At 43.4% G+C, this 24,588-nt stretch carries 24 protein-coding genes and 1 riboswitch; of the genes, 10 read left to right on the top strand and 14 right to left on the bottom strand.

Annotation, left to right across the window (positions count from 1 at the left end; all coding sequences use genetic code 11):
- Positions 1-106 precede the first annotated feature (106 nt).
- From metH to I2I33_RS15525, 6 genes are all read right to left on the bottom strand, one after another.
- Positions 107-3,529, bottom strand: a complete 3,423-nt coding sequence (gene metH, locus I2I33_RS15550) for a methionine synthase (protein ID WP_087420463.1) — start codon at positions 3,527-3,529, stop codon at positions 107-109.
- A gap of 16 nt (positions 3,530-3,545) precedes the next feature.
- Positions 3,546-4,307 (bottom strand): UPF0280 family protein, encoded by a 762-nt coding sequence (locus I2I33_RS15545; RefSeq protein ID WP_229128334.1) that lies wholly within the window; start codon positions 4,305-4,307, stop codon positions 3,546-3,548.
- Positions 4,308-4,342: 35 nt separating this feature from the next.
- Positions 4,343-4,765: an NIL domain-containing protein gene (locus I2I33_RS15540; protein ID WP_087420462.1), complete on the bottom strand. Its 423-nt coding sequence runs from the start codon at positions 4,763-4,765 to the stop codon at positions 4,343-4,345.
- A 94-nt stretch (positions 4,766-4,859) separates the two neighbouring features.
- On the bottom strand, positions 4,860-6,023 hold the full coding sequence (locus I2I33_RS15535) for a homocysteine biosynthesis protein (RefSeq protein WP_087420461.1): 1,164 nt from the start codon (positions 6,021-6,023) through the stop codon (positions 4,860-4,862).
- Between the two features lie 352 nt (positions 6,024-6,375).
- Positions 6,376-6,481: riboswitch (SAM riboswitch) on the bottom strand.
- A gap of 199 nt (positions 6,482-6,680) precedes the next feature.
- Positions 6,681-7,223: a porin family protein gene (locus tag I2I33_RS15530; RefSeq protein WP_087420460.1), complete on the bottom strand. Its 543-nt coding sequence runs from the start codon at positions 7,221-7,223 to the stop codon at positions 6,681-6,683.
- 33 nt (positions 7,224-7,256) lie between these two features.
- Positions 7,257-8,027, bottom strand: a complete 771-nt coding sequence (locus I2I33_RS15525; RefSeq protein WP_087420459.1) for an RNA methyltransferase — start codon at positions 8,025-8,027, stop codon at positions 7,257-7,259.
- 48 nt (positions 8,028-8,075) lie between these two features.
- Here I2I33_RS15525 and I2I33_RS15520 point away from each other — a divergent pair, with 48 nt between their 5' ends.
- The 4 genes from I2I33_RS15520 (at position 8,076) to I2I33_RS15505 (ending at position 12,893) form a co-directional block, all read left to right on the top strand.
- On the top strand, positions 8,076-10,415 hold the full coding sequence (locus I2I33_RS15520) for a BamA/TamA family outer membrane protein (protein ID WP_229128332.1): 2,340 nt from the start codon (positions 8,076-8,078) through the stop codon (positions 10,413-10,415).
- Positions 10,416-10,564: 149 nt separating this feature from the next.
- The gene (locus tag I2I33_RS15515; protein WP_087420457.1) at positions 10,565-11,509 is read left to right on the top strand and encodes a sensor histidine kinase; all 945 of its coding nucleotides are present in this window, start codon (positions 10,565-10,567) and stop codon (positions 11,507-11,509) included.
- A gap of 10 nt (positions 11,510-11,519) precedes the next feature.
- Positions 11,520-12,170, top strand: coding sequence for a response regulator transcription factor (locus I2I33_RS15510; protein WP_087420456.1), 651 nt, complete (start codon positions 11,520-11,522; stop codon positions 12,168-12,170).
- The gene (locus I2I33_RS15505; RefSeq protein ID WP_229128331.1) at positions 12,171-12,893 is read left to right on the top strand and encodes a nucleotidyltransferase family protein; all 723 of its coding nucleotides are present in this window, start codon (positions 12,171-12,173) and stop codon (positions 12,891-12,893) included.
- A gap of 78 nt (positions 12,894-12,971) precedes the next feature.
- Here the strand turns inward: I2I33_RS15505 and I2I33_RS15500 are convergent, their stop codons facing one another.
- From I2I33_RS15500 to I2I33_RS15465, 8 genes are all read right to left on the bottom strand, one after another.
- Positions 12,972-13,364 (bottom strand): DUF6146 family protein, encoded by a 393-nt coding sequence (locus tag I2I33_RS15500; protein ID WP_140402566.1) that lies wholly within the window; start codon positions 13,362-13,364, stop codon positions 12,972-12,974.
- Between the two features lie 83 nt (positions 13,365-13,447).
- Positions 13,448-13,825 (bottom strand): RidA family protein, encoded by a 378-nt coding sequence (locus I2I33_RS15495; RefSeq protein WP_027201119.1) that lies wholly within the window; start codon positions 13,823-13,825, stop codon positions 13,448-13,450.
- A gap of 159 nt (positions 13,826-13,984) precedes the next feature.
- Positions 13,985-14,557: a rubrerythrin gene (rbr, locus tag I2I33_RS15490; RefSeq protein ID WP_027201120.1), complete on the bottom strand. Its 573-nt coding sequence runs from the start codon at positions 14,555-14,557 to the stop codon at positions 13,985-13,987.
- 149 nt (positions 14,558-14,706) lie between these two features.
- On the bottom strand, positions 14,707-16,206 hold the full coding sequence (locus I2I33_RS15485; RefSeq protein ID WP_087420454.1) for a potassium/proton antiporter: 1,500 nt from the start codon (positions 16,204-16,206) through the stop codon (positions 14,707-14,709).
- Positions 16,207-16,234: 28 nt separating this feature from the next.
- The gene (locus tag I2I33_RS15480; protein WP_087420453.1) at positions 16,235-17,491 is read right to left on the bottom strand and encodes a DEAD/DEAH box helicase; all 1,257 of its coding nucleotides are present in this window, start codon (positions 17,489-17,491) and stop codon (positions 16,235-16,237) included.
- A 138-nt stretch (positions 17,492-17,629) separates the two neighbouring features.
- Positions 17,630-19,030: an alanine/glycine:cation symporter family protein gene (locus I2I33_RS15475; RefSeq protein ID WP_027201123.1), complete on the bottom strand. Its 1,401-nt coding sequence runs from the start codon at positions 19,028-19,030 to the stop codon at positions 17,630-17,632.
- Positions 19,031-19,104: 74 nt separating this feature from the next.
- Positions 19,105-19,641 carry an HD domain-containing protein gene (locus I2I33_RS15470; protein WP_027201124.1) on the bottom strand — a complete coding sequence of 179 codons (537 nt, stop codon included), beginning with the start codon at positions 19,639-19,641 and terminating at the stop codon, positions 19,105-19,107.
- A gap of 87 nt (positions 19,642-19,728) precedes the next feature.
- Entirely contained in the window at positions 19,729-20,400 is a 672-nt protein-coding gene (locus I2I33_RS15465) for a superoxide dismutase (RefSeq protein WP_087420452.1), read from the bottom strand.
- Positions 20,401-20,544: 144 nt separating this feature from the next.
- On the opposite strand from I2I33_RS15465, the gene I2I33_RS15460 reads away from it, so the two are divergent.
- The 6 genes from I2I33_RS15460 to def all read left to right on the top strand — a co-directional run bounded on the left by I2I33_RS15460 (position 20,545) and on the right by def (position 24,583).
- Positions 20,545-21,339: a nitroreductase family protein gene (locus I2I33_RS15460; RefSeq protein WP_087420451.1), complete on the top strand. Its 795-nt coding sequence runs from the start codon at positions 20,545-20,547 to the stop codon at positions 21,337-21,339.
- Positions 21,340-21,424: 85 nt separating this feature from the next.
- Positions 21,425-21,688 (top strand): YtxH domain-containing protein, encoded by a 264-nt coding sequence (locus tag I2I33_RS15455; RefSeq protein WP_087420450.1) that lies wholly within the window; start codon positions 21,425-21,427, stop codon positions 21,686-21,688.
- A 6-nt stretch (positions 21,689-21,694) separates the two neighbouring features.
- On the top strand, positions 21,695-22,108 hold the full coding sequence (locus I2I33_RS15450) for a phage holin family protein (protein ID WP_027201127.1): 414 nt from the start codon (positions 21,695-21,697) through the stop codon (positions 22,106-22,108).
- Positions 22,038-22,385: a hypothetical protein gene (locus I2I33_RS15445; RefSeq protein WP_140402565.1), complete on the top strand. Its 348-nt coding sequence runs from the start codon at positions 22,038-22,040 to the stop codon at positions 22,383-22,385. The genes I2I33_RS15450 and I2I33_RS15445 overlap by 71 nt, the downstream gene beginning before the upstream one ends.
- A gap of 234 nt (positions 22,386-22,619) precedes the next feature.
- On the top strand, positions 22,620-23,987 hold the full coding sequence (locus I2I33_RS15440; protein ID WP_087420448.1) for an MATE family efflux transporter: 1,368 nt from the start codon (positions 22,620-22,622) through the stop codon (positions 23,985-23,987).
- Positions 23,984-24,583, top strand: coding sequence for a peptide deformylase (gene def / locus I2I33_RS15435; protein ID WP_087420447.1), 600 nt, complete (start codon positions 23,984-23,986; stop codon positions 24,581-24,583). The genes I2I33_RS15440 and def overlap by 4 nt, the downstream gene beginning before the upstream one ends.
- Positions 24,584-24,588 lie beyond the last annotated feature (5 nt).

The following is a 24,588-nucleotide window of genomic DNA, read 5'->3' as shown; positions in this document are numbered from 1 at the left end:
GGTGACTCTTCCCGAAAACAGGGAGTATTCCAGCTCTCCCTCTGTTTATAGAGGGAGTACCCCGAAGGGGGGAGGGAGTTTGTTACTTTTATCTTATTTTAGAGTCTTATACGCTAAAATATTTTGCTTTAGGATGAGAAATCAGCATACCACACAGGCTTGTCGAGGGATAGATGGAATACCCCTCGGTGAGGCGTACCCCGATCTGGGCAGGAGCATCCAAGATGTCAAAGGCCAATTTCTTCATCGCGTGATCCGGGCAAGTCGGGTAACCGAAAGCGGGACGGATGATGTGAGTTCCTTCATTGACTTGTTCCTGCATCCATTCCGCGCAGGCTTCTGCCAACCGGGCACAGAGACTTCCTCGTAACAAGTGTTCAAAATCACGGCAATCATTGCATTGGTGATCATCCTGTACTTTCAAGCAGAATAGTCCCACGCTACCGATTCCTTTTTCTTTCGGGATGACAAAATCAGCCAGTGAAAGACACTCTTCCAAGTCCGCTTGCTGCCGGGGCATCGTGAATCGATATTGACCATCCAGAACGATGTCTTCATGCTCCGAATAGGCATCAAAGAAACGGACAATGATGGAAACGTCAAATTCATTTCCGGCGATCACTTTACCCAGCATATCCAGTGCTGCCTGGTAAGTACGGTCCGCCTCGTCGTTCGTGTAAATGATTTCAGGGTATATCCCTTTGAATCCCCAGAAATGGAAAAATGGTGTCCAGTCGATTCTTTCCACTAAATCTTCGAGATTCAAGCGTTTTACCAGTAGATTGTGTTCTCCGAAAGTTGTGGGCTCCACGTGATCCCAATCGTACCGAGGGGCTCTCCGGCGAGCCTCTTCGAGTGATATTTGTTTTTGTTGATGTTGATTGTACAAAGTTCGAATGTTTTCTTGTTCAACTTTTATTTCACGAATATAATTTTCCCGGTCATTCAGTAAACGCTTGATGATTCCCACGGTCCGGGATGCGTCACCGCCTGATACAACGCAATAATCGTATTTCGGTGCTAGTTTGACGGCCGTATGCACCGTTGAGGTCGTAGCCCCGCCAACAAGTAGGGGAACTTGTAATTGTTCTTTTTGCAACAGTTCGCACAGGTTTTCCATTTCCCCCAGAGAGGGCGTGATCAAACCGCTGACTCCGATAATATCTGCCTCGTGTTCTTTGGCAGCCTTAACAATACTCTGATTGTCAACCATGACACCAAGGTCGATTACGTCCAGATTATTACAGGTCAGAACAATATTCACGATATTTTTACCGATGTCGTGTACGTCTCCTTTCACCGTGGCAATCACGACACGGGGGCGGCGGGTTACGTTTTTGCCCGATGCGTTGTGACGTTCGATTTCCGGTTGCAGGATGTGTACGGCTTCTTTCATAACCTTGGCTGATTTCACGACCTGTGGCAAGAACATTTTTCCTTCCCCGAAGAATTGTCCGACCCGTTCCATGCCTTTCATTAAAGGTTCTTCAATAATCTCGACCGGGCTGGCATAATGCGCGAGTGCCTCTTGAAGATCTTCCGTCAGATAATCCGTGATTCCTTTGATTAGAGCGTGTCCGAGACGTTCTTCCAGGGGACGGTTCCGCCATTCTTCCTGTTGCACTGTTTTTACTTCTCCTTTCGTTTCCTTGTATTTCTCGGCAAGGGTGATCAGGGTTTCCGTTGCTTCAGGTGTACGGTTTAGTACGACGTCTTCCACGGCTTTCAGCAATATCGGGTCGATCTCGTCATATACCTGTAACATGGCAGGATTCACGATCGCCATGTCCAACCCTGCATGGATGGCATGGTACAAGAAAACGGAGTGCATGGCTTCCCGCACCGTGTTGTTTCCCCGGAACGAGAATGACAGGTTGGAGACACCACCGGATGTGCGGCATCCTTTCAAGTTTTGTTTAATCCAGCGTACCGCTTCGATATAGTCCACAGCATAATTGTTGTGTTCCTCGATGCCGGTTCCGATGGCTAGGATATTCACATCGAAGATAATGTTTTCGGGAGTAAATCCGGCTTGTGAGGTCAACAAGTCGTAAGCTCTTTGGCAAATGTCTATTTTACGTTGGTATGTCGTGGCTTGGCCTTCTTCGTCAAATGCCATCACGACCACGGCTGCCCCCAGACGTTGAATTTCTTTGGCTTTGTAAAGGAAGTCTTTTTCCCCTTCTTTCAAGCTGATCGAGTTTACAATACATTTTCCTTGCGTGTTTTTTAACCCGGCAAGGATGGTTTCCCACTTGGAAGAATCTATCATGAAAGCCGCTTTGGCAATATCCGGTTCGTTGCTGATGATTCGCACGAAACGTTCCATCTCGGCCGTGCCGTCCAACATGGCATCATCCATATTGATGTCGATGATAGACGCTCCTGCCTCGATCTGTTTCCGGGCGATCGTGGCAGCCTCCGTGTAATTCTTTTCCCGGATAAGACGGGCAAATTTAGCGGAGCCTGCCACGTTTGTACGTTCGCCGATATTGATAAAATTGTTTAATTCCTTATCCACCACGACGGTATCGAGACCACTCACTTTTAGTTGGTGGTTGGATGTCGGGACTTTTCTAGGGGGGATGTCTTTCAAGGCGTTCGCGATTGCCCGGATGTGTTCCGGTGTCGTTCCGCAACATCCTCCGGCAATATTGATCAATCCCTCTTTTGCCATGTTCTGGAGACAAAGAGCGGTGAATTCCGGTGATTCGTCGTATTCTCCCATTTCATTCGGTAGTCCAGCGTTCGGGTATATACTGATGTAACACGGGATGCGTGGAGCCAGTTCCCGTAGGAAATGGTGTAACTCTTTCGCTCCGAATGAACAGTTCAGGCCAAAGCTGAGAATCGGGTAGTGGGAAAGGCTTGTGAACAGGGCCTCTAGTGATTGTCCGGTCAGTGTACGTCCGCTTTTGTCGTTTACCGTGGCGGAGAGCATCACGGGAAGATGCGTGCCTTTCTCTTCCTGTACTTTTGCGATAGCGTAAAGAGCGGCTTTCGCATTCAGCCCGTCATAGATGGTTTCAACCAGCAACAAATCTACACCGCCTTCTATTAATGCCGTTACCTGACTGGCGTATGCGTTGGCCAGCGTGTCGAAATCCACGATTCGGTAAGTCGGTTGATCGGGATCGGGGGCGAGGGTCAGGGATTTATCGGTTGGTCCGATACTTCCTGCCACGTAAATTTTCCGTTCTTTACAAGCGGCTGCGGTTTCTTTTGCCAGACGGGCGCCTTCCAAGTTAAAGCGTTCCACCCATTCCGAACAGCCATATTCGGTTTGTGAAATAGCATTGGCATTGAAGGTGTTGGTTTCGATAATATCGGCTCCCGCATCAATATAGTTTTGATGTACCTGACGAATCACGTCCGGGCGGGTAATATTCAGCACATCGTTGTTTCCCTTTAGGGGGATCGGGTGTTGTGCAAATTCCTCGCCTCGGAAATCGGTTTCTGTCAACCGGAATTGCTGCAAAGCTGTTCCGGTGGCTCCATCTAGTATGTATATGCGATCTTGTAGGTTCATTTTTGTAATTTAGAATTTAAAGTTTAGAATGAAAGAGTTTTAAATCAAAAATGCCGTGAATTCCGATTTTGTCATCCTTGATGCAGATGGCGGCAAGGATGTCTTTCGTCTTCCCGATCTTTTCGATGCAGGGGGCGATGTCATCTGTTGTTTTGATCTCGTTGGCAAAAGCCGTGGCGTACGTGTCGGCTAAAGCACAATTTTTACAAATAATCATGACAGCATCCGCTTTCCCGAAACTTAAAGAGGGACCCACGGTTCCGGATGAAGTACAAATTCCCAGGGGGGCGTGGTCAGCCCGGAGGGTGAAACCCACTTTTTCCGACAGGGGAGAGGCCCCGGCAAACACGGCAATATCTATGTTTTCTTGTATGTCCGCATAGATGTCCCCACCATTTTCCACGATGATTTCCCGCACCCCGTACTTTTCTTTGATCTCTTGACCAATTCGGCTGGCAACAGCCCCGGCAACCGCGCTCATCGGACCGATTCCGGATTTTCTGGCCACCTCAGACATCTCTTGAAAAATGGTCGGGGCTCCCGGTTGTGTCTCGTAGGGAACGAGTGACGTGGCGTAATCCGGATCATTTTGCAGGTAAGCATCCATGTATTCCCGTAATGTTCGGATTCGGGATTCCGTGAATGTAGGTATGCTTTCTTGGAAAGATGCTTGATCTATTCCGATCCACAGGTCTGTCTCTTTGTAAGCAACCGTGAAAGAATACCAGCGCTCTTTCTGCAAATGCTCCCGATATGTGCGATTTTTGTACTCGATCATAACCGAATTAATTTATAATTTCAATTTTCAATTGTCTAGCAGCTTTCCGGATTACTGAATTCAATCTTGAAAAGTTTCAACGGGCAAGCTTTTAAACATAGTTTGCAGGCGATACATTTTTCGGGATTGAATTGTAGTTTCCAGTCGGGCGCCTCGATCGTCAAGGCGTGGGAGAAACAGGCCGAGGCACAGTTACCACAATTGATACAACGGGATTCGTCGTAAGAAATCTTACTGGATACAGGACTTACGGTTACCCCGTTATCATTCAGGAAGGCGATAGCCTGTTCTATTCTCAAGGGATCCGCGTCCATTTCGATCAAGAGTGATCCGGTTTTTCCGGGTTGTATCTCCGCCTTTAGGATATTTACTTTTACATCATAGATACGAATTAAGTCGTATGTCAAGGGTCTGTCTGTTGCGTCAACCGGGAAGGTTAATATTACTTTTTTAGTCATAGCCGCTATTAATTTTAGATTTTACTAATTATTTGATTCTGTGATTTCCGATTAGATGATTATAAAATCACGTAATCGTTGAATCGGCAAGCACTTAATCTTTTTTCAATTCTCCATTTTCAATTTCTTGGAGTCCTTTTAGAGAAGTGCCTGTTGGCATGGGGCGAACGGGTTCCGTGAGCAGGAAGTCTCCTTTCTGAATCCATGACTTTAAAATCTCGGCAATTTGCCGGGCTTTTGACAAGCTGGCAACAGGAGCCGTTTTGATTTTATGGCCATTGACCTCGATCTCTCCACTTTGCAGGGCGGCATAATTTGTTTTACCTAAAATCTTATTCCCGTCTCCGTAATCGACAACCGTGGTTTCTATTTGTTCATTTCGGATAGATACTCTGCGGGCAAGGTCTTCATCCAGAATCGGGATGGGGATGCCGATGCCGACAAACATGCTTACCCCGTATTTTTCGTAATAAACTCCTCTTAAAAATTCTGTACTCATATTTTTTAAGTCTCCGATCACGGCAATCGTGCGGGCATTGCTGGTGGGAATACCGTGTTCGTTCGTTTCTTTCGTGGAGTGGAATTGTGTTCCGTTCCAAGTGACGTATCCTTCTGTCCCGCAGAGGAAAATACGAGTTCCTAAACCGATCGTGCGACATTCCGGATCGTTCAACAGGGGAGATAATTCTCCGGCCGTGCTGTAAGAGGCGTTTCGCAATTTTGGCAACAAGGTTCCCATGTACGTGTATTTAATTTTATCCGTGGAATTAGTAGCCACGTTATAATTCTGGTAGGCATTTCTGGGGTTGTACAGGATAGCCTCGTTGATCGTGTCTTTGGTGATCACTGTTTTGATATGTTTCCGGGGATAACAATCCGTACCTTTTCCCCAGGCCTCCAGCGTGATTTCTTTACCTGCAATCAGATCTTCTATGATGTGGGCTCCCCCGTAACTGGGGTTTTCCGGATTGCAATCAGTTGCTCCCACGTAAGTGTCCACGGCAGCCAATCCGCCACTGACACGAATGCCGTTCAATTCGATTTTTTCCATGCGAATCGGGGGATTAGCGTGTCCGAAGTTTAAAAATGCCCCGGAGGAACACATTGCCCCGAAAGTGGCCGTGGTCACGACATCCACTTTCTCTGCGATCTCTTTCGGGGAGAGCGTTTTTGCCAGTTCTGCAACCTCTTCGGCAGTCAACACGACAGCCGTACCTTTCTTGATTTTATCGTTTATTTCTGCGTATGTTTTAGCCATGATCTTGTACAATTTTTTAATGGATAAATTTTTTGTTGATGATTTTTTATCTGTTAGCTGCCTTGCAACTAATTGATTTCTAGGGATGATTTGATGGTGTGCAATGACACGTTTTCACACGGTTTATCCTTGAAACCGATTCATGAAATCTTGAAAATTACCGTGTAATTTCCCAATCAAAAATCTGAAATCAAAAAAATCTAAAATAAAAAGTCCGGGGTATAAAAAATATTAGCGCATGCAGCGCATACGCATAGACATGGCGATAGAATGAATGAAAAGAATGCTACAATTTGTAGTGCAATAAATGCTGTTTTGTTTTGTTGTTTCTGTTTTCATTTTCTTTCAGCTTAAATTATAACTCCTGGTTCTCAGGTCGGGTTTTGGCACCTTGCAAGTAGCCTTGCAGGTTGTCGGAGTTTCCATGAGCCCGTTCTCTCGACTCCTCTTTATAATTCAAACAATCCTCGCAGATTGAATTGATTGGGACAAAGGAAAACAGAATAAATGAATAATGCAAGTATTTGGCGAGATTTTTTCAGCCTATCGAACATTCACGTTCGTTTTTACTTTTGTTATGGGCTTGAATGCGTGTGGTGTCGTTTCCTAAAATCGGTTTACTCGATTTTAGGAAACGACACTAGAAATAGGGTGGGATTAGATAATCTTGAATCCCAAGGTTAAGTTCCATGATTTGGGTGCTTTTACCCCATCTCCGAATTTCTTTAATCCGAATTCGTAGTCAATATCGAAAGTTACTTTCCATACATCGACTCCGGCTCCGATTTTTCCGTTCCACATCATTTTGTCCGTGTTGAAATCGCTTTTTAAATCTTTCGTCACGAAAGATGCAACGGGACCAGCGAATCCGCGTAATTTGAATATGGGGAGTTTGAGAATGTTATATCCGACCATAACAGGGATGTCGATGGAGCTGTATTTGAATTTTCCGATAGAACCGACTTTGATTTTACTTTCTTTGTGTGCAAAGTTCAAGGCTGGTTCTAAGTAAATACTCCCAAGATTGATTCTTGCGAAGGCACCAATCATGTATCCACCATGCGAATCTACTTTATATTCTTTTGCTTTGATTTTTGCGTCATTCCAACCGCCATGAATACCGATATTTATAGGTAAGGATTGAGCCATGGTGGTTAAACCGATGAGACTAAAGAGAGCTAAAATTACTAATTTTTTCATACTGTCCTTTTTTGTTTTAAATAATTGATTTATCTATTTATTATATTCTATTCGTTTGAATTCCGAAAGGATGATGCCAGTGGCAACTCCCACGTTCAGGGATTCTGTCGAATAAAGACTGTGTGCAAAACTGGGAATTGTTATTTTGTGGTCTACCAGTTGTTCGATACCCGCGGTAATTCCGTTTCCCTCGTTTCCCATGACGATAAATCCCTTGGTTTGGAGGTTCATCCGGTAGATGTTTTCTCCTTCCAGAAATGTCCCGTAACAGGGAAAGTCCGGGTTCGTGAACCGGGGGATAAAACTGACAAGATCCAAGTAAAAAACGTTCACCCGGAATATTGCACCCATGCTTGCTTGAACGGATTTCGGGTTAAAAATGTTTGCACAATCGTGATCGCAAAATATGTTCCGGATACCGAACCAGTCGCAAACCCGGAGTATCGTGCCGATGTTGCCGGGGTCTTGAATACCGTTGAGAATCACTGAAAGCGAGTCTTTTATCTCCTCCGGGTTGTATGTTTTAATGGGAATTTCGGCTAGTGCGATGACTTCCGGTAGGGATTTGAAATTGGAAATACGTCCCATCTCGATCTCGTTTACCTCGATCGTGTTATATTTTTTCACGTGTTGTTGATTGCTTTCGATCCACGAGGGACGGGCAATCAATGAATCTATTTTCATGTCAGAGAGGAGTAATTCCTGTACGAGTTTATCTCCTTCTACCTTGTATAAATTATATTTTTCCCTGAATTTCTTTTTTTCAAGGTTTTGAATTACATTTGTTAGGTGTTTGCTAAGCATCATTTTTAAGCTTGCTGGTTAAAATTAAAACACAAACATAGTATTTTTTTGAGATTTTTGAGCATGCGGGTAGCGTACAAGATAAGTTTTATTTTTTTATTATTCTTCATTTTTTATTCGTGTTCACCGACAAAGTATGTCGGGAAAGACGAGTATTTGCTGGATCGTGTGAAGGTGAAAGTGGATGATTATAAGCTTAATCGGTCTGATTTGAAACGAAATATCCGACAAAAACCGAATACCCGGATTTTGGGGGTTGCCCGTTTTCATCTGGGATTATATAATTTAAGCGGGAGGAATGAAAAAAAGAAATTTAACCAATGGTTACGACGTATCGGGGAGGCTCCCGTTATTTACGATCCTTTCATGACGCAACGAAGTGCCAGCCAGATTGAATTGTATCTCCATAATAAAGGGTTTTATAGTGCGGAAGTGTCAGATACGATCTTTTATAAGAAAAGGAAGGCGTTTGTGGAATACCACGTGAAAGTGGGACCTGTTACCCGGATTCAGGAAGTGCGATTTGACGATAAGGAGGGGGGACGGGTAAATCAGATCGCCGAGGAAAGCGGGTTGATGGCCAATTTCCGACGGGATACGGTGAATACTCTTTTGGAGAAAGACGCTCCATTGGATCTTGATGTCCTGGATGACGAACGGGAACGAATCACGAAAATGCTCCGGGAAAAAGGGTATTTCAATTTTTCAAAGAATTTTATCCAGTTTTTTGCCGATACAACAAGCGCGGTTAAAGAAAATATGGCCAAAGTTTTCGTACGGGTGGTAGAGAATGCCGTGGATAGCAACGCTTACAGGCGTTATTTCGTGCGGAACATCAGCGTGAATTTTGATTACGACCCGATGCTGACTGCAGAACAGGTGGATTCTACGTATAATACGTTGTATTACAATGGTTATAATATCTTGTACAAGGATAAGTTAAAGATAAAGCCTAAAATGATTATAGAAACCATCCAGTTGCAGCAGATGGAATTGTACGATGCCCGGCGGGTGATAGATACTTACGTGCGATTGCAGGCGCTGAATCTTTTCAAGATGGTGAATATCGATTTTAAAGAGGTGGAGTCGGATGGAGACGTGAAAGCTTTGGACTGCGTGATCCAGTTATCGCCCGTGAAGAGGCAATCCTATAACGTGTTCTTGGAGGGGACGCATAATTCGGGCAACATGGGAGTGGGAGGTAATTTTACCTATAACCATCGTAACGTGTTCCGTGCGGGGGAGAATATTTCGGCCAGTATTTGGGGAAGTTTGCGGAAAGAGCAGGTCAATGGAGAGGGAAAAATATTTAATACCTCGGAAATCGGAGCTGAATTGAAACTCGTGACCCCGCAGTTTTGGATGCCGTTTTTCAAGATGAAAGATTTCCGGCGGAATTATGCCCCGAAGACTTCGATTTCTTTTTCGTATAGTTATGAATATACCCCGTATTATACCCGTTCGATTGCTAATGCCCGTTTCGGTTATTTATGGCGGAAAGCGAACAAAAAGTGGAGGTATAATTTTGATTTGATAGATTTGAACTATGTGTTGATGAAGGATGTGGACCAGAATTTTATCGATGGTTTGAAAAATGAGTATATCAAAAATGCCTACACGGACCATATGATCCTTTCTGCCGTTTTCTCTGCCACTTACACGGATCAGCAGGTGAACGTGAAAACTGCGAATTATAGTTATTTCAGGGTAAACACGGAGACTTCGGGAAATTTTCTTTCCGTTATAGACGGGATTGCCGGAAGTAAAAGTTCTGCGAGTGGAACGTTAAATGAAAAGTATTACAAAATCTTCGGGGTAAGGTATGCGCAATTTGTGAAAGCAGATGCCGAATATCGTTATAACTGGTATATCAACCGAGCGAATTCACTCGTGGGACGTCTTTTCGTGGGGTGTGGTTACCCGTATGGAAACATGAAGGTATTGCCTTTTGAGGAGGCGTATTACGGGGGTGGGGCAAACGACATCCGGGCTTGGCAGGCTAGGACATTAGGTCCCGGTTCTTATCTGGCCACGGAGAAATACCCGAATAGCGTGGGGGATTTCAAATTGGCGGGAAATATTGAATACCGTTTCAAGTTGATTTGGTTGTTGGAGGGAGCGTTGTTCGTGGATGCCGGAAACGTGTGGAATATTAACCCGAAAGAAAATCGTTCCGGGGCAAAACTGAATTATAATTTCTTTAACCAGATTGCTATCGGTACGGGGGCGGGTCTGAGGTTGAACGCTAATTTCTTTTTGTTACGTTTTGATTTGGGAATCAAGGTGAAAGATCCTTCCATGCCCGTGGGAAATCGTTTCGTATTGTTTGATTCGCGTGGAGGATTCAAGCGGTCCGTGTTTAACGTGGCGATCGGGTACCCGTTCTAAAAACTAAAAGATAAAAACTAGAAACTAAAAGATAAAGTTGGGAGGGTAAATCATAAAATTAATTAGGGGTTGATTATTCTAGAAATAATGTCGATATTTGAACATAGCTTTTATCTTTTAGTTTTTAACTTTTAACTAATACATATATCGTGGTTACACAAATAGTTGTATACTTGTCTTTGTTGTTACAGATCGTTGCGATGGGATTTGCGATCAGTTTGTTTAAGCGGACGAAGTTCAATGCTGCTTGGATTTTGATTTCAACAGGCTTTTTTTTGATGGCGATTTACCGGGCGATAGAATTGGTTCCCTCGATGCACCGGGGAGAGTCGGAAGAGTTGTACCAGACGAAAGTGTGGTTGTCATTTGTTATTTCGCTGGCCTTTGCTATCGGGGCATTTTATATACGGAAGGTATTCCAGTTTTTACGTCGGCTGGATGGTATACGGAGTGAGACGGAAAAGCGGGTACTGTCGGCTGTTATCCGCACGGAGGAACAGGAGCGGCAGCGTTTTGCCAAGGAGTTGCATGACGGGCTAGGGCCTTTATTAAGTGTTATAAAGATGTTGCTTTCCGGTTTCGAGGAAAAGAACTCGCCGGAGGTAAACGACAAAATCAAAGGGAACTTGAAACAGGCTGTTGACGAGGCTATCACGAGCGTGCGAGAGATTTCAGCTAATATCAGTCCTCATATATTGAATAATTTCGGTTTAAGGGATGCCACGGAATCATTTATTCGAAAATTGCGTCCGGCTGAAGGTATTAGTATTAATTTTAAAACAAATATTGATAATCGTCGTTTTATATATAACGTGGAAGTAATCATGTACCGGGTGATTTGCGAGTTGATCAATAACACGTTGCGACATGCTAATGCCAGTAAAATCAGTATTGACCTACAGTTGCAGGGGGATGTTTTGTACTTGGAATACGAGGATAACGGCATGGGGTTTGACGTGAAACAAGCTGAAAGTGATGGCGGGATGGGATTGAGCAACATGCAGTACCGATTGAATTCGGGAAATGGGGATATCAAGATTTCCAGCGAGTCAGGACGGGGAATGATTGCGAGAGCTTTTATAAAGTGTAAGTAAATCTTGTTTTATGGATAAATTGAGAATATATCTGGTTGATGACCACAAGTTGTTCCGGGAGGGATTGAAGTTATTGCTTTCAACTCAGGATTTCGTTCGACATATTTACGAGGCCTCGAACGGGAGGGAGTTTGTTGAGAATTTGTCGTTTGTTGATTGTGATGTCGTGCTGATGGATATAGAGATGCCGGAGATGAATGGTATTGATGCCACGATCGAGGCGATGAAAATGAAACCCAATTTGAAGATTATAGTTCTTTCCATGTACGGGGACGAGCAGTATTATTACAAGATGATTGATGCGGGTGCGAAGGGATTCTTGTTGAAGAATTCGGGAATTGATAAGGTGGTAACGGCTATTCAGAAGGTGGCGGAAGGGGAGAGTTTCTTTTCGGAAGAGTTATTGGTGAATATATTGAATAATATGCGTGACAACAAAAGCGAAACACCGGAAACCGTGGATAATGATATTTCGGAACGAGAGCTGGAAATTTTGTATCACGTGTGTAAAGGATTGTCAAATCAGGAGATTGCGGACGAATTGTTTATCAGTAAACGTACGGTAGACAAGCATCGGGCAAATCTGCTCAGTAAGACGGGATGTCGGAATACGGCGGCATTGGTGATGTACGCGATTAAAAATAATATTATAGAGATATAGATGAATGGGATGATTTTTGCAGCCGGTTTAGGTACCCGGTTGCGGCCGTTGACAAACGATCGCCCGAAAGCTTTGGTGGAGTTGAAAGGAAAGACTCTGTTGGAGCGGGTGATCGAGAGAATGAGAGAAGTGCAGGTGGAGCGGTTAGTGATTAATATTCATCATTTTGCCGATCAGGTAGAACACTTTCTGAAAGAGAAAGGAGATTTCGGTATGGGCATCGTTTTGTCCGATGAACGAGATGAGTTACTGGATACGGGAGGAGGGGTTTTGAAGGCCCGGGAATTATTTATTCCGGGGAAACCCGTGCTTATTCATAATGTGGATATTTTAACGGACTTGGATTTGAAGGCGCTCGTTCGTCAGCATGAATCACGTGAGGCATACGCCACGTTGGTCGTGCAACAGGCAGTTGCAGATCGGGTATTGAAGTTTAATCATGGTGTTTTGAAAGGTTGGGAGAACAAGCGAACCGGGGAGCAGAAGATCGTGGACGAAGGCTTTTACGGGGCCACGGAGTTCAATTACTGCGGGATTCAGATTCTTAGCCCGGAATATTTAAAGCATATCATTCATCAGGGAGTATTCTCTATCATCGACGAGCATCTGGCGCAGGCAAAAGAACATCCTATCGAGCTTTTTCGGCACGATGGCCGATGTCTCGACTTGGGTACCCCGGAGGCCATAAAAGAAGCGAGTAATTTTAGATTTAGTGATTTATGATTTTAGATTGAGAGATTAAAAGAAGGGATAGCTTGTGTGGCTGGAATTTAAAATCTAAAATCATTAAATCTAAAATTATTAAAGGCTTCTGTTTCCTGGGATTAGTTTTATCCTGTTCGTGCCTTCGAAGAACCTGAAATACATGTAGAGTTTGTAATTAAAATCAAACCCGTAATCTCTGTTCAAGCTGTAATCGATGTAACTGTTGATTCTCGGATCTCCGGCAGCATACCTTCTGTTCCATTCGATAGCATACTGGTGATTCATACTTTGATAATAACTTTCTGAGTGCAGACTGGCCATGCTCTGGTGACTTGTCAACCAAAAATCGAATCCCGAATCAAAAACGATCAATTCATATTGCGCTGAATCTTTGATAGCGCAACGCCCCTTTTTATTTTGGGCTACCTCTTTTTGAGATGCACAGGAGAAAAATAGGGCAAGCATAAGGAGTAAACCGAATATTCTCATCATGTTTGATTTAAGTTATGCACTACTTTCCCCTAAGGTAAGAAAAAAAAATGAAAAAACGGCTGATTCAGCCGTTTTTATCTTTATTTTACAGCGATGGTTTCAATTTCAACCATAGCACCCATCGGGAGAGCTTTTACGGCAAAAGCTGCACGGGCAGGACAATCTGTCTTGTAATATTTAGCATAGATTTCGTTCATATCAGCGAAATAAGACATATCTCCCAACAGGCAAGTTGATTTAACCACGTTGTCAAAAGTATATCCGGCTTCTTCCAGGATGTAACCGATGTTTTTCAAACATTGTTCTGTTTGTTCTTTTACTCCACCTTCAACGAATTTTCCGGTATTCACGTCAATAGGAAGTTGACCACTGATGTAAAGCGTTCCGTTTGCTTCAATTGCTTGACTGTAAGGACCGATGGCTTTCGGTGCTTTCGGTGAGTTGATTACTTTTTTCATAATAACTTTATTTTATCAATTAAAAAATAGATTTCAGTTTCTTTGTCGCGAATATAACGAAAATCAAGTTGTGATTTCTTCGTGACGGGTAAAATAAAAAACTAAAAGTTGAGACATCTGCCTCAACTTTTAGTTTTTTATCCTCAATTACAAGTATGATTAGTAATTGTTTTTCTTTTCTTCGAAATATGCTTGAGGGTGAGCGCAAGCGGGACACGCTTTCGGGGCTGTTTTGCCTTCGTAAACGAAACCGCAGTTACGGCATTGCCACAGGATCACTTCGTCTCTCTCGAATACTTTACCGGCTTCCACGCGAGCTAAAAGCGTTCTGTAACGAGCCTCGTGTTCAGCTTCCACTTTCGCAATGTTACGGAACACGGCTGCGATGGCGGTAAATCCTTCTTCTTCTGCAACTTTAGCAAATTCCGGATAGAGGTCTGCCCATTCTTCGTTTTCTCCTTCTGCGGCAGCTTTCAGATTTTCTGCTGTTGTTCCGATTACACCTGCGGGGTAAGATGCGGTGATTTCAACCATTCCGCCTTCCAAGAATTTGAAGAATCTCTTGGCGTGTTCTTTTTCCTGTTCGGCAGTTTCCATGAATACTCCCGCGATTTGTTCGAATCCTTCTTTTTTAGCTACACTAGCGAAAAAAGTATAACGACTTCTGGCCTGTGATTCACCGGCAAATGATTTCAATAAGTTTTGTTCTGTTTTTGTTCCTTTAATGCTCATAAATTTAATCTTTTTAGTGGTCATGTTTTGATAGCACAATAATACGACAATTTGTTTATCAAAACAAATATTTAGTTTTTATCAGATGATAGAAAATGCCTATAAAGTGTAATTTTTCTTATCTCTGATGTACTACCGTATGGCTAGTATCAAGCATTTTTTTGAATTGAATAATCCGTGATCCCTAGGCTTTCATAAGTCTTCATGAGAGCTTCATCATCATCCGTGATCACGAGTAACTTATCTCCGGTATGTAGTTTGGTTTTTCCCTTGGGGACGCAATATGAATCGTTCTTTTTGATCAAGGCTACCAACGTGTTATCCGGTAATACCAAATCCATTAATTTGTCGCCTTTTGCCAACATGGAAGGAATGACTTCAATTTCGGACATGGCGGTTTTAATTTCTTCGGGTAATTCGACGTTAAAGACGTTTTTGCGTTCTTCGGGGGTTGACAAACCGAGTAGTTTCGCCATGAAACTGACAGTTGTTCCCTGTACAACCAAAGAAAGAATGGTAATGAAGAACACCACGTTAAATATTAATGATGCGTGCTGGATGTTTGCGATTAGCGGGTACGTGGCAAAAATGATGGGGACTGCTCCGCGCAGACCGACCCATGAAACGTATGCCCGTGCCTTGGTGGTCATTTTCCGGAAGGGGATAAGGCATAAAAATACACTTATCGGACGAGCCAGTATAATCATGAATACCCCGATAAGAATGCTTAACGCTGCGACCGGGAGTAATTCTGCCGGGTTTACCAGAAGGCCTAACGTGAGGAACATCACGATCTGGAATAACCATGTGATACCGTCGAAAAAGGTGGTAAGACTCTTCTTGTGTACCACTTTATGATTTCCAACCACTAAGCCGGCTAAATAAACAGCCAAGTAACCGTTACCTTTTACCAGATCCGTGAACGAGAAAATAAAGAACACGAAAGCTAATAAAAGAACGGGATATAATGATTGATTGATGTTTAATTTATTGATGCAGTATACTGCCAATCTTCCCAACAAGTAACCGGATACAGCACCGATGCTCATCTGCATGATGAATTGCAGTATCGTGTTACTTAAGCTGCTTTCTCCGGATTGGATAATTCCGATAAGTAATATCGTTAACATATAGGCCATCGGGTCATTACTACCACTTTCCAGCTCCAACATGGGGCGTAGGTTCTCTTTTAATCCTTGCCGTTTGGAACGGAGAATCGAGAACACGGATGCAGAATCGGTAGATGACATGACAGAGGCAAGCAATAATGATTCCGTGAAATTCAGCGTGATAAAACTGTTTTCAAGATTCGTGATGTAGTAGATAAAATAACCCGTGAGAAAAGCCGTAAACATGACTCCGGCGGTGGCGAGAACAATTCCTTGCCCTAGAACGGGTTTGATTTCAGCCGCACTTGTGTCCATACCACCGGAAAATAAAATAATACTTAATGCGATAACTCCTATAAATTGTGCGGTTTGCGGATTGTTAAACTCTATTCCTAAACCATCGGTTCCGAAAAGCATTCCTACTCCCAAGAAGAGAAGTAAAGCGGGAACTCCAAAACGGAAACCTGCTTTTCCTACAACAATACTAATAAATAATAGGATAGATCCAATAAGTAAGATATTTCCAGCGTTTAGAATCATAAGTGTATAGTTTTAATAGGTTATTATTTTATTTTGAGCCTCCTTCTCGCTTGGCGTGGTTTTTCTTTTTTACGAAAGAACGGCCGTTAGGTTTTCGTCCTCTGCCTTTTGACGAGCTATGTTCGAATGCTTTTGGATTGTATTCCGGTGCCGGTCCCAAGTGGGCGGGGAGTGGTATCTTGTAAATCGTTTCTTCAATAAATTGTTCTATGCGGTAAAACTTTCCTTGCTCTGCCCCGGAGACAAAGGTAAGGGCAACTCCTTCCGCGCTGGCTCTCGCTGTTCGTCCGATACGGTGAATATAATCTTCCGGATCATGGGGTACATCAAAGTTGATTACCAATCCTATCTCATCAATATCTATACCACGGGACACGATGTCGGTGGCAACGAGTATATCTATTTTATTATTTTTAAAATCCATCATAACAGATTCCCGCTCTGACTGCTCCAAGTCGGAATGCATGGCTGCCACGTTGAATTTTTTACGTTTTAAGGTGAAGGCGAGGTCTTTTACTTTTTGTTTGGAAGAGGCAAAGATTAGCGTTTTGTGTAAGACCGGTTTACTGAAAAGTTCTTCGATAATACCCATTTTTTGGCTTTCGTGGCAGATGTAAGCGGCTTGCATGATGGCTTCGTTGGGTTTGGATACTGCCACGTTGATTTCTACCGGGTCTCGAAGTACATTTTGGGCTAGCTGCCGTATCTTCGGGGGCATCGTAGCCGAGAAGAGTATGGTTTGTCGGTCTTTGGGCAGTTTGTTCACGATTTGCATGATGTCGTCAAAAAATCCCATGTCCAGCATCCGGTCAGCCTCGTCAAGGATAAAGTATTTTACTTGCGAAAGGTCTACATCGCTATGTTGCAGATGTGCGATCAACCGTCCTGGTGTTGCGATGGCAACATCTGCGCCCAGACGCAATGCTTTTTTCTGTTGATCCCATAAACTTCCGTCACCACCCCCGTAGACGACTACCGTCGAAACGGGGAGAAAATAAGAAAATCCCTCGAATTGTACGTCTATTTGTTGGGCTAATTCCCGGGTGGGAGCCATGATAACAGCTTTTACCGTGTCCGATCGGTTCTCTTCTTTGATTAATCGATTTAAGATCGGAAGAGTGTAAGCGGCTGTTTTTCCGGTGCCTGTTTGTGCGCAGGCGATTAAATCTTTTCCCTCTAAGATAACAGGGATTGTTAATTCTTGTATAGGGGTTGTTTCCTGAAAATTCATGGCATCTAATCCTTGCAACAATGAATCCTCTAGTTCCAGCTCGTCAAATCTCATCTTTTATATCTCTACTATTCTTTATTTTTAATGCTGCCTTTTTCCTGTTTTAAAGTACAGCGGCAGGAGAAAATTACACATAAATCTATCATCGTGTCAATCCCTTCTGTTTGTTGCAAAGTTAAAAAAAAAATCATTTTATTCCCATTCACTCGTGGAATCTTTTAACTCCGGGATGAACGAGGACTTGAATATGATATTTTTCTTGCTGATACGACGTTGACGGTTGTAGTCCTGTAATGCTTTCAAGGCGATTTTACCCAGTAATACGATCGCGATCAGGTTGGTTATAGCCATGATTGCCATGAATAGATCGGCAATATTCCAGACGAGATCCAGGGCGGCGATTGATCCGAACATGACCATTCCCCCCACGATAATCCGGTAAAGTTGTAAATAGGTTTTATTCTTGGATATGAAAAATAAGTTTGTTTCACAGTATGAATAGTTACCCACGATGGAACTGAAGGCAAAAAGGAGTATACAAATAGCGATAAATTGTCCTCCCACGCTTCCGATCTGGTGGGACAGGGCCATTTGTGTCAGTTGGATTCCTTTCACCGAACCATCTAGCGGAACGTCCGAAAGTAGAATAATGAATGCCGTACAACTACAAATGATTAACGTGTCGGTGAAAACACTGAGGGCTTGGATTAATCCTTGTTTCACCGGGTGGGAGACTGTTGCCGTTGCGGCAGCGTTCGGGGCGGAACCCATTCCCGCTTCATTTGAGAAAAGTCCTCGCCGGACACCTTGCATGATGACGGCTCCTAAACCCCCGCCCGCGAATTGTTCGAATCCGAATGCGTTCGTGAAAATAGAACCAATGACATGGGGTAATGTTCCAAGGTGCGTGAATAGGATGAAAGCGGCAAGCAGAATGTATGCAATAGCCATAAGGGGGACGATGATTCCGGATATAACGGCAATCCGGTGTATTCCACCGAATATGACCAGTAGGGTAAACAGGGTTAGAATGATTCCCAGCCAGACACGGTTTGTCCCAAAGACTTCATGAAATGCCAAGGTAACGGTATTTGCTTGTACCGAGTTGAATACAAGTCCGAAGGTAATGGTAATGATGACAGCGAAAAGAATGCCTAACCATCGTTTCTTTAAACCTTTTTCCATGTAAAAGGCGGGGCCCCCGATGAACGAGCGTTCTCCTTTAACTTTATATATTTGGGCTAACGTGGATTCGATGAAGGCAGAGGCAGAACCGATAAGCGCTATAAGCCACATCCAGAATATGGCTCCCGGTCCTCCCAGGGCTAGGGCTGTTGCCACACCCGCCAGGTTACCTGTGCCTACCCGCGAAGCGGTTGCAATGCAAAATGCTTGAAAAGAAGAAACCGAGTTCTTGTGGTTCCCGCTTGCTATTCCGTCGCCAAGCAGCCGGAACATTTCCCGGATATTCCGGAATTGTACGAATTTACTCTTGAAGGTAAAGTAGACCCCGATACAGATTAGCAGGGCTATTAATATATAGGTCCAAATAAAATCATTGGTTGCTATAATCCAGTTGTTTAAATTTTCCATAACCGCATCACGTATTTAAATTACGAGTAAAATACGTGATGAAACGGGTGAAAGTTGTAAAAATTAGATTATATTTAAAGAAAAAGTTCACACCATTCTTCGAAACGGGCGACTGTTTCTTCCCCATAAAAAGCCATTTCTGCCCGGATTTTGCCTAGTTTCTTTTCCCGGGTTAAATTGGTTTTCGAATAAAACTTATCGGCAAAAGCGATTAGTTTTTCTTCAAGAGTAACGGGGAGCATATCCCGTTGGGGTAAAGGTAAATGATTTTTCTTGATCATTTCAAGTGATATGCCGGCCCCCGTGTGTCGTTCACATACTAGGGCATGACGGGGAAGGCCTTCTTCGCGGAGTAGATCGGCTCCCAGATAACCGTGGCAGATGTAGGGATGTTCTCCGAAACAACCGATGTCCGGGGCCTTCGTGAGAAAAATCCCGATGTCGTGGAGCATGGCAGCCTCTTGAATGAAAGGGATGTCCAGATCCATTTCGGGATGTCGGATAGCCAGTGATTGTGCTTTATCTCGAACAAGTTGGCTATGTATGAGGAGGGATTGCCCGGCGAGGGAATCCAACGTGTAATATTTACGAATAATATCTAATGGGTTTATCATTATTTGTTCTTTTTTTAAAACTTACAAATATAGATGTTTGTTCGTGAAAATGTCATGATTGGTTTTATATATAAATATTCCGGGCTATTTGTAACGGGCCCCGATGGTTCTCCAGTCAATAATTGTCCATATTTTTTCGATGTGTTCCGGACGGCGATTCTGGTAATCAAGGTAATAAGCATGTTCCCAAACATCGATCCCCAGTATCGGAGTGTAACCTTTGGTAATTGGGTTCCCGGCGTTACTCTCGGAGAAAATGTATAGTTTCCCTTTTTTGTCCTTCGCGAGCCATACCCATCCGGACCCGAATAACGAGGTGGCGGCAGCCGAGAACTCCTTTTTGAAATTATCGAATGAACCCCATTCTTTTTCTATGGCAGCAAGCAGCGCTCCTGACGGGGTATGTTCTGCTTTCGGAGAGAACGAGTTGAAATAGATAATATGGTTCAGCGCTTGTGCTGCGTTGTTAAATATCGCTCCGGTGGAGTTCTTGACGATGGTTTCAAGATCACAGTTCTCGAATGGTGTCCCCACGATCAATTTATTCAGGTTATCAATGTAGGCTTTCAGATGTTTACCATGATGTAGTTTTATGGTGGTTTCACTGATAACGGGTGCGAGGGCATTTGTTTCATAAGGTAAAGGTGGGAGGGAAAATTTCTCTTTCGTTGTTTGTTGTTGAGCCCACAATGCCCCGCTTGTTGTGATGAGAAGGGTAACTATCCATATCCTTTTGAATGCTTGTTTTGTTTTCATCTTCTATTTTTCTTTTAAAGTTTATGTGATTTACGAATAAAAGTACATTTTGGTTATTAAAAAGTCCTCTAACTTTTATAATTTTGACCGTTTTTATGAAAGAGAGTGGTGGGAAACAAATGTGCAATTTCAAAATTTGAGTATATGATCAGGATAAATGTTACAATTGAGGTGAAGAGCGAGGTTCGCGCTCAAGTCGTGGAACTTTTGCGTGAGATGTCTGAATTGTCAAGGCAGGAAAAGGGGTGTATCGGGTACGAAATACTTGAAAATAATCGTTTGGATAACATGTTGATGATCATAGAAACGTGGGAAAATGAAACCTTGCTGGCTGTTCATAAAGGAAGTGATCATTTCGTGAGAATTATCCCGCGGGTTCGGGAACTGGCAACGGAAATGTGTAGCCAGAAGTTCACGGATATGGCAGCCGTGAACGAGGCTATCGTGGGACGTCGTAGTGTGAGAAATTATGCTCCGGACAAGGTGTGCGTGGAGACGATCGAGCGATTGCTGAGAGCGGCCATGTATGCGCCTTCGGTTAAAGATCGCCGTCCCTGGGAGTTTTTCGTGATAGAAGATCGGGAACATCTTGATACTTTGGCTGAGACTTTACCGGAAGGAATGGCTTTAAGAACAGCCCCGGCCGCGATTTTAGTTTGTTGTAATACCCGCCGGGCCGGGCTTGACGGGGGGAACTGGCCCCAAGAGCTGGGAGCGTGTGTCCAAAACCTGATGTTGCAGGCCTACGGGGAGAAACTGGGAACCACTTGGGTTGGAATTTATCCTCAGATGCACCGGGTTCATCAAGTGAAAACTTTGTTTCACTTGTCATCGGAATTCGTGCCGTTTGCCGTTGTGGCAATCGGGAAACCGGCAGATGAGCAAGCACCTGTTCCCGAGCGTTATGACCCTTCGAAAATACATTTTATCACTCGTTAAAAATATTCGTAAAAAAATCACTAAAAAGAGAACCTTTTCATGTTTCAGTTCGTTAAATTAGGTACGAACATAAAAATTAAAGAATATGAAACATGAAACTTCAAATCTACTGATAGGGCTAGGTATTGGCGCTGTTGTAGGAGTTGCTGTCGGTTATTTAATGGTAGCTGATAATCGTAAAAAATTAGCGGAAGAGTTTGATCGTGCCGTGTCTAAAGTGAAGGAAGAGGTGAAGGACGTTTATTCAAAAGCAAAAAACAAGGCCGAGAACGTGAAAGAACACGTGACCGAGGATGTCAATCATGTAGCTGAAAAGGTTGCGGGGAAGACTGCTACGGAAACGAAGTAATAGCTTATGGAGAATATTGCCGAGAAGACGTTTGCTGAGTTGAAAGAGGATATTTCAACTTACGTGGAATTGAGGCTAGAGCTATTAAAATTGAATACATACGAAAGGGTTGCCAAGACAATGGCAGTCTTTTCGTATGGTATTGTTTTGGTTTTATTGGCTTTTTTTGCCATTTTATTTTTGTTCCTGGCGTTAGGTTTTTTCTTGGGAGAATTATTGGGTAGCATGGCTTTGGGATTCGTGTTGGTGGTTGGGATGTACCTGTTGTTGTTCGGGATAACGATGTTTTTCAAGAGAAAGATCACGTCCAAGGTGATGAACGAGATTATAACAGCAATGATGAGTAAGGATGAAAAAGATAATGAAGAGACAACCGACCCCGCTGGACATGTTGATGGCGGAACAGCGCCGGGTGCGTGAGAGTTGCCGGGTGCAGGAACAGAAAATAAACGAGGATTTTAAGTTCATACATGATCATTCCGGGCGGATTTTGTTTGCCGGGATTTCTTCTTTGTTTTTTTCTAAACGAAGAGAAAACAGGGAGAATGACGGGGGAGAAGAGGCGGAAGGACAAATCCCGATGTTGGGAATGATGTTTAAAAATATTTCACCCTTGTTGTGGGAGGCCGCTTTGCCAATCCTTTTACGTTGGGGACTGGGGCGAATCGGGAATTTGTTTAAAAAACGACCCCAATGATAAACGATAAAAGTTAAAAGTTAAAAGATAAAAACTAAAAGTTGAAAGTAGGGAATCAAAAAGCGTTGGCCTTGTGTGGTTGGAATCTAAAATTTAGAATCTAAAATCTAAAATAAACGACGAGTTTTATTATCTTTGTGTCCTCTATTCGGGTTATATTTCTGAAAATAGTGGGTCAATCACGACCATTCCATCAAGAGGTGTTTTATTTTAATAGAAGGAGGATAAAGAGTTATGTCGAGTATTAATGCATCGCAGGTTTTGGAGACAAAGCCAGTCGGGAAGTTATTGTTACAGTATTCAATCCCTGCAATTATCGGGATGACAGTGACGTCGTTGTATAATATTATTGATAGTGTTTTTATCGGGCATGGTGTGGGGCCGTTAGCTATATCGGGTTTAGCGATCACTTTTCCCTTGATGAACCTGATTATTGCTTTTTCGACTTTGGTAGGAATCGGGGGAGCGACAATCAGTTCGATTTATCTCGGGCAGAAAGACACGGAGAAAACGAATTCTGTCTTGGGGAACGTGTTGTTGTTATGCGTGATTAACGGGTTTTGTTTCGGGGGATTGACTTTGATATTCTTAGATCCGATCTTGCATTTCTTCGGGGCTAGTCCGGTGACTTTACCTTACGCCCGGGATTTTATGCAGGTTATTTTGATGGGAAATCCGATTGCTTTTACTTTTATCGGTCTGAACAACGTGATGCGAGCCACGGGATACCCGAAAAAGGCCATGTTGAGTTCTTTACTGACCGTATTTGCCAATATTATTCTAGCCCCGATATTCATTTTTCATTTGGATTGGGGAATCCGGGGAGCAGCATTGGCCACGGTGATCTCCCAGTCGATCGGTTTAATCTGGATCGTGAGTCACTATCTGAACAAGAACACGACAATACGTTTTAAACCGGGAATATTTAAATTGAAAGGTCGGATTATCATGAGTATTTTTTCCATCGGGATGTCACCTTTCTTGATGAACGTATGTGCCAGTTCGGTGGTCATTATATTGAATAATAGTTTTATGCGCTATGGTGGTGACTTGGCTATCGGGGCCTACGGGATTGTGAATCGGGTACTGACCTTGTTTATCATGATCGAGATCGGGGTGACACAGGGGATGCAGCCGGTAATCGGGTTTAATTACGGGGCGCTTCTTTTTGACCGGGTACGTAAGACTTTACGTTACGCATTGATTGCCGGGGTTTCTATCATGACATTTGGTTTTTTGTTGAGCCAGTTGTTTCCCTCGGCAATTGTGGGGATGTTTACGGATAATCATGAGTTGATGGAATTATCTAAATTTGGCTTACGAGTGACTTGTTTGATGTTCCCTCTCGCGGGGTGCCAGATTATTATCACGAACTTTTTTCAATCCATTGGGAAAGCTAAAGTCTCCATATTTTTGTCTCTTTCCCGACAATTGTTATTTTTGATTCCGTTTTTGTTAATATTACCTCGTTTCTGGGGGATTACAGGCGTGTGGAGTAGTATGCCCATGGCAGATTTTATTTCTTTCATGACCACGATAGGCACGTTCATGTATTTTGTCAGAAAAGGGCTTTTGTTTAAAACTAATAAAACAATAGAATGAGAATAGTTCAGTTATTATTTGGCGTGTGGGTAGGGATATGTTTCCTTGCGTGTGGAGAGAAATCGGATTCTTTTACACGGGAGGAACGGGAACGCATCGGACATTCGGAAGAAGAGGGTATTATGCCTCTGTTTCTTGTAACAAACCGGGTAGATTCATTGTTCCTGCGTTTGCAGGCAAAAGAATTCGGGAAAGAAGATGTCGAGACGGAAACCTTTCGTGTTTTAAGATCACGTATGCTTGCTACCGTGAGGGATTCCTTGAACGAGGGAGTGGGTATTGCGGCTCCTCAAGTCGGTATATCACGTCAATTAGTTGCTGTGCAGCGTTTGGATAAAACGGGAGAGCCTTTTGAATTTTACGTGAATCCGGAAATCGTTTATTTCTCTCAAGATACTGTTTTAGGGCAGGAAGGATGTTTGTCTATTCCGGGTCGGATGGGGTCGGTATATCGGTCTAAAGAGATTGTCGTGCGCTATCGGGATGAACTTTCTTTCGAGTGGAGACAAGATACGGTGAGAGAATTTACAGCTCGCATTTTTCAACACGAGATCGACCATTTGAATGGAATTCTGTACACGGATTATCTTCCGTGAGTTTT

It is taken from the genome of Butyricimonas sp. BSD2780061689_150309_C8, assembly GCF_015560935.1.
Lineage (GTDB): Bacteria > Bacteroidota > Bacteroidia > Bacteroidales > Marinifilaceae > Butyricimonas > Butyricimonas paravirosa.
Note: the sequence above shows the minus strand (reverse complement) of the source record. Positions and strands in the feature narration are given on the sequence as shown.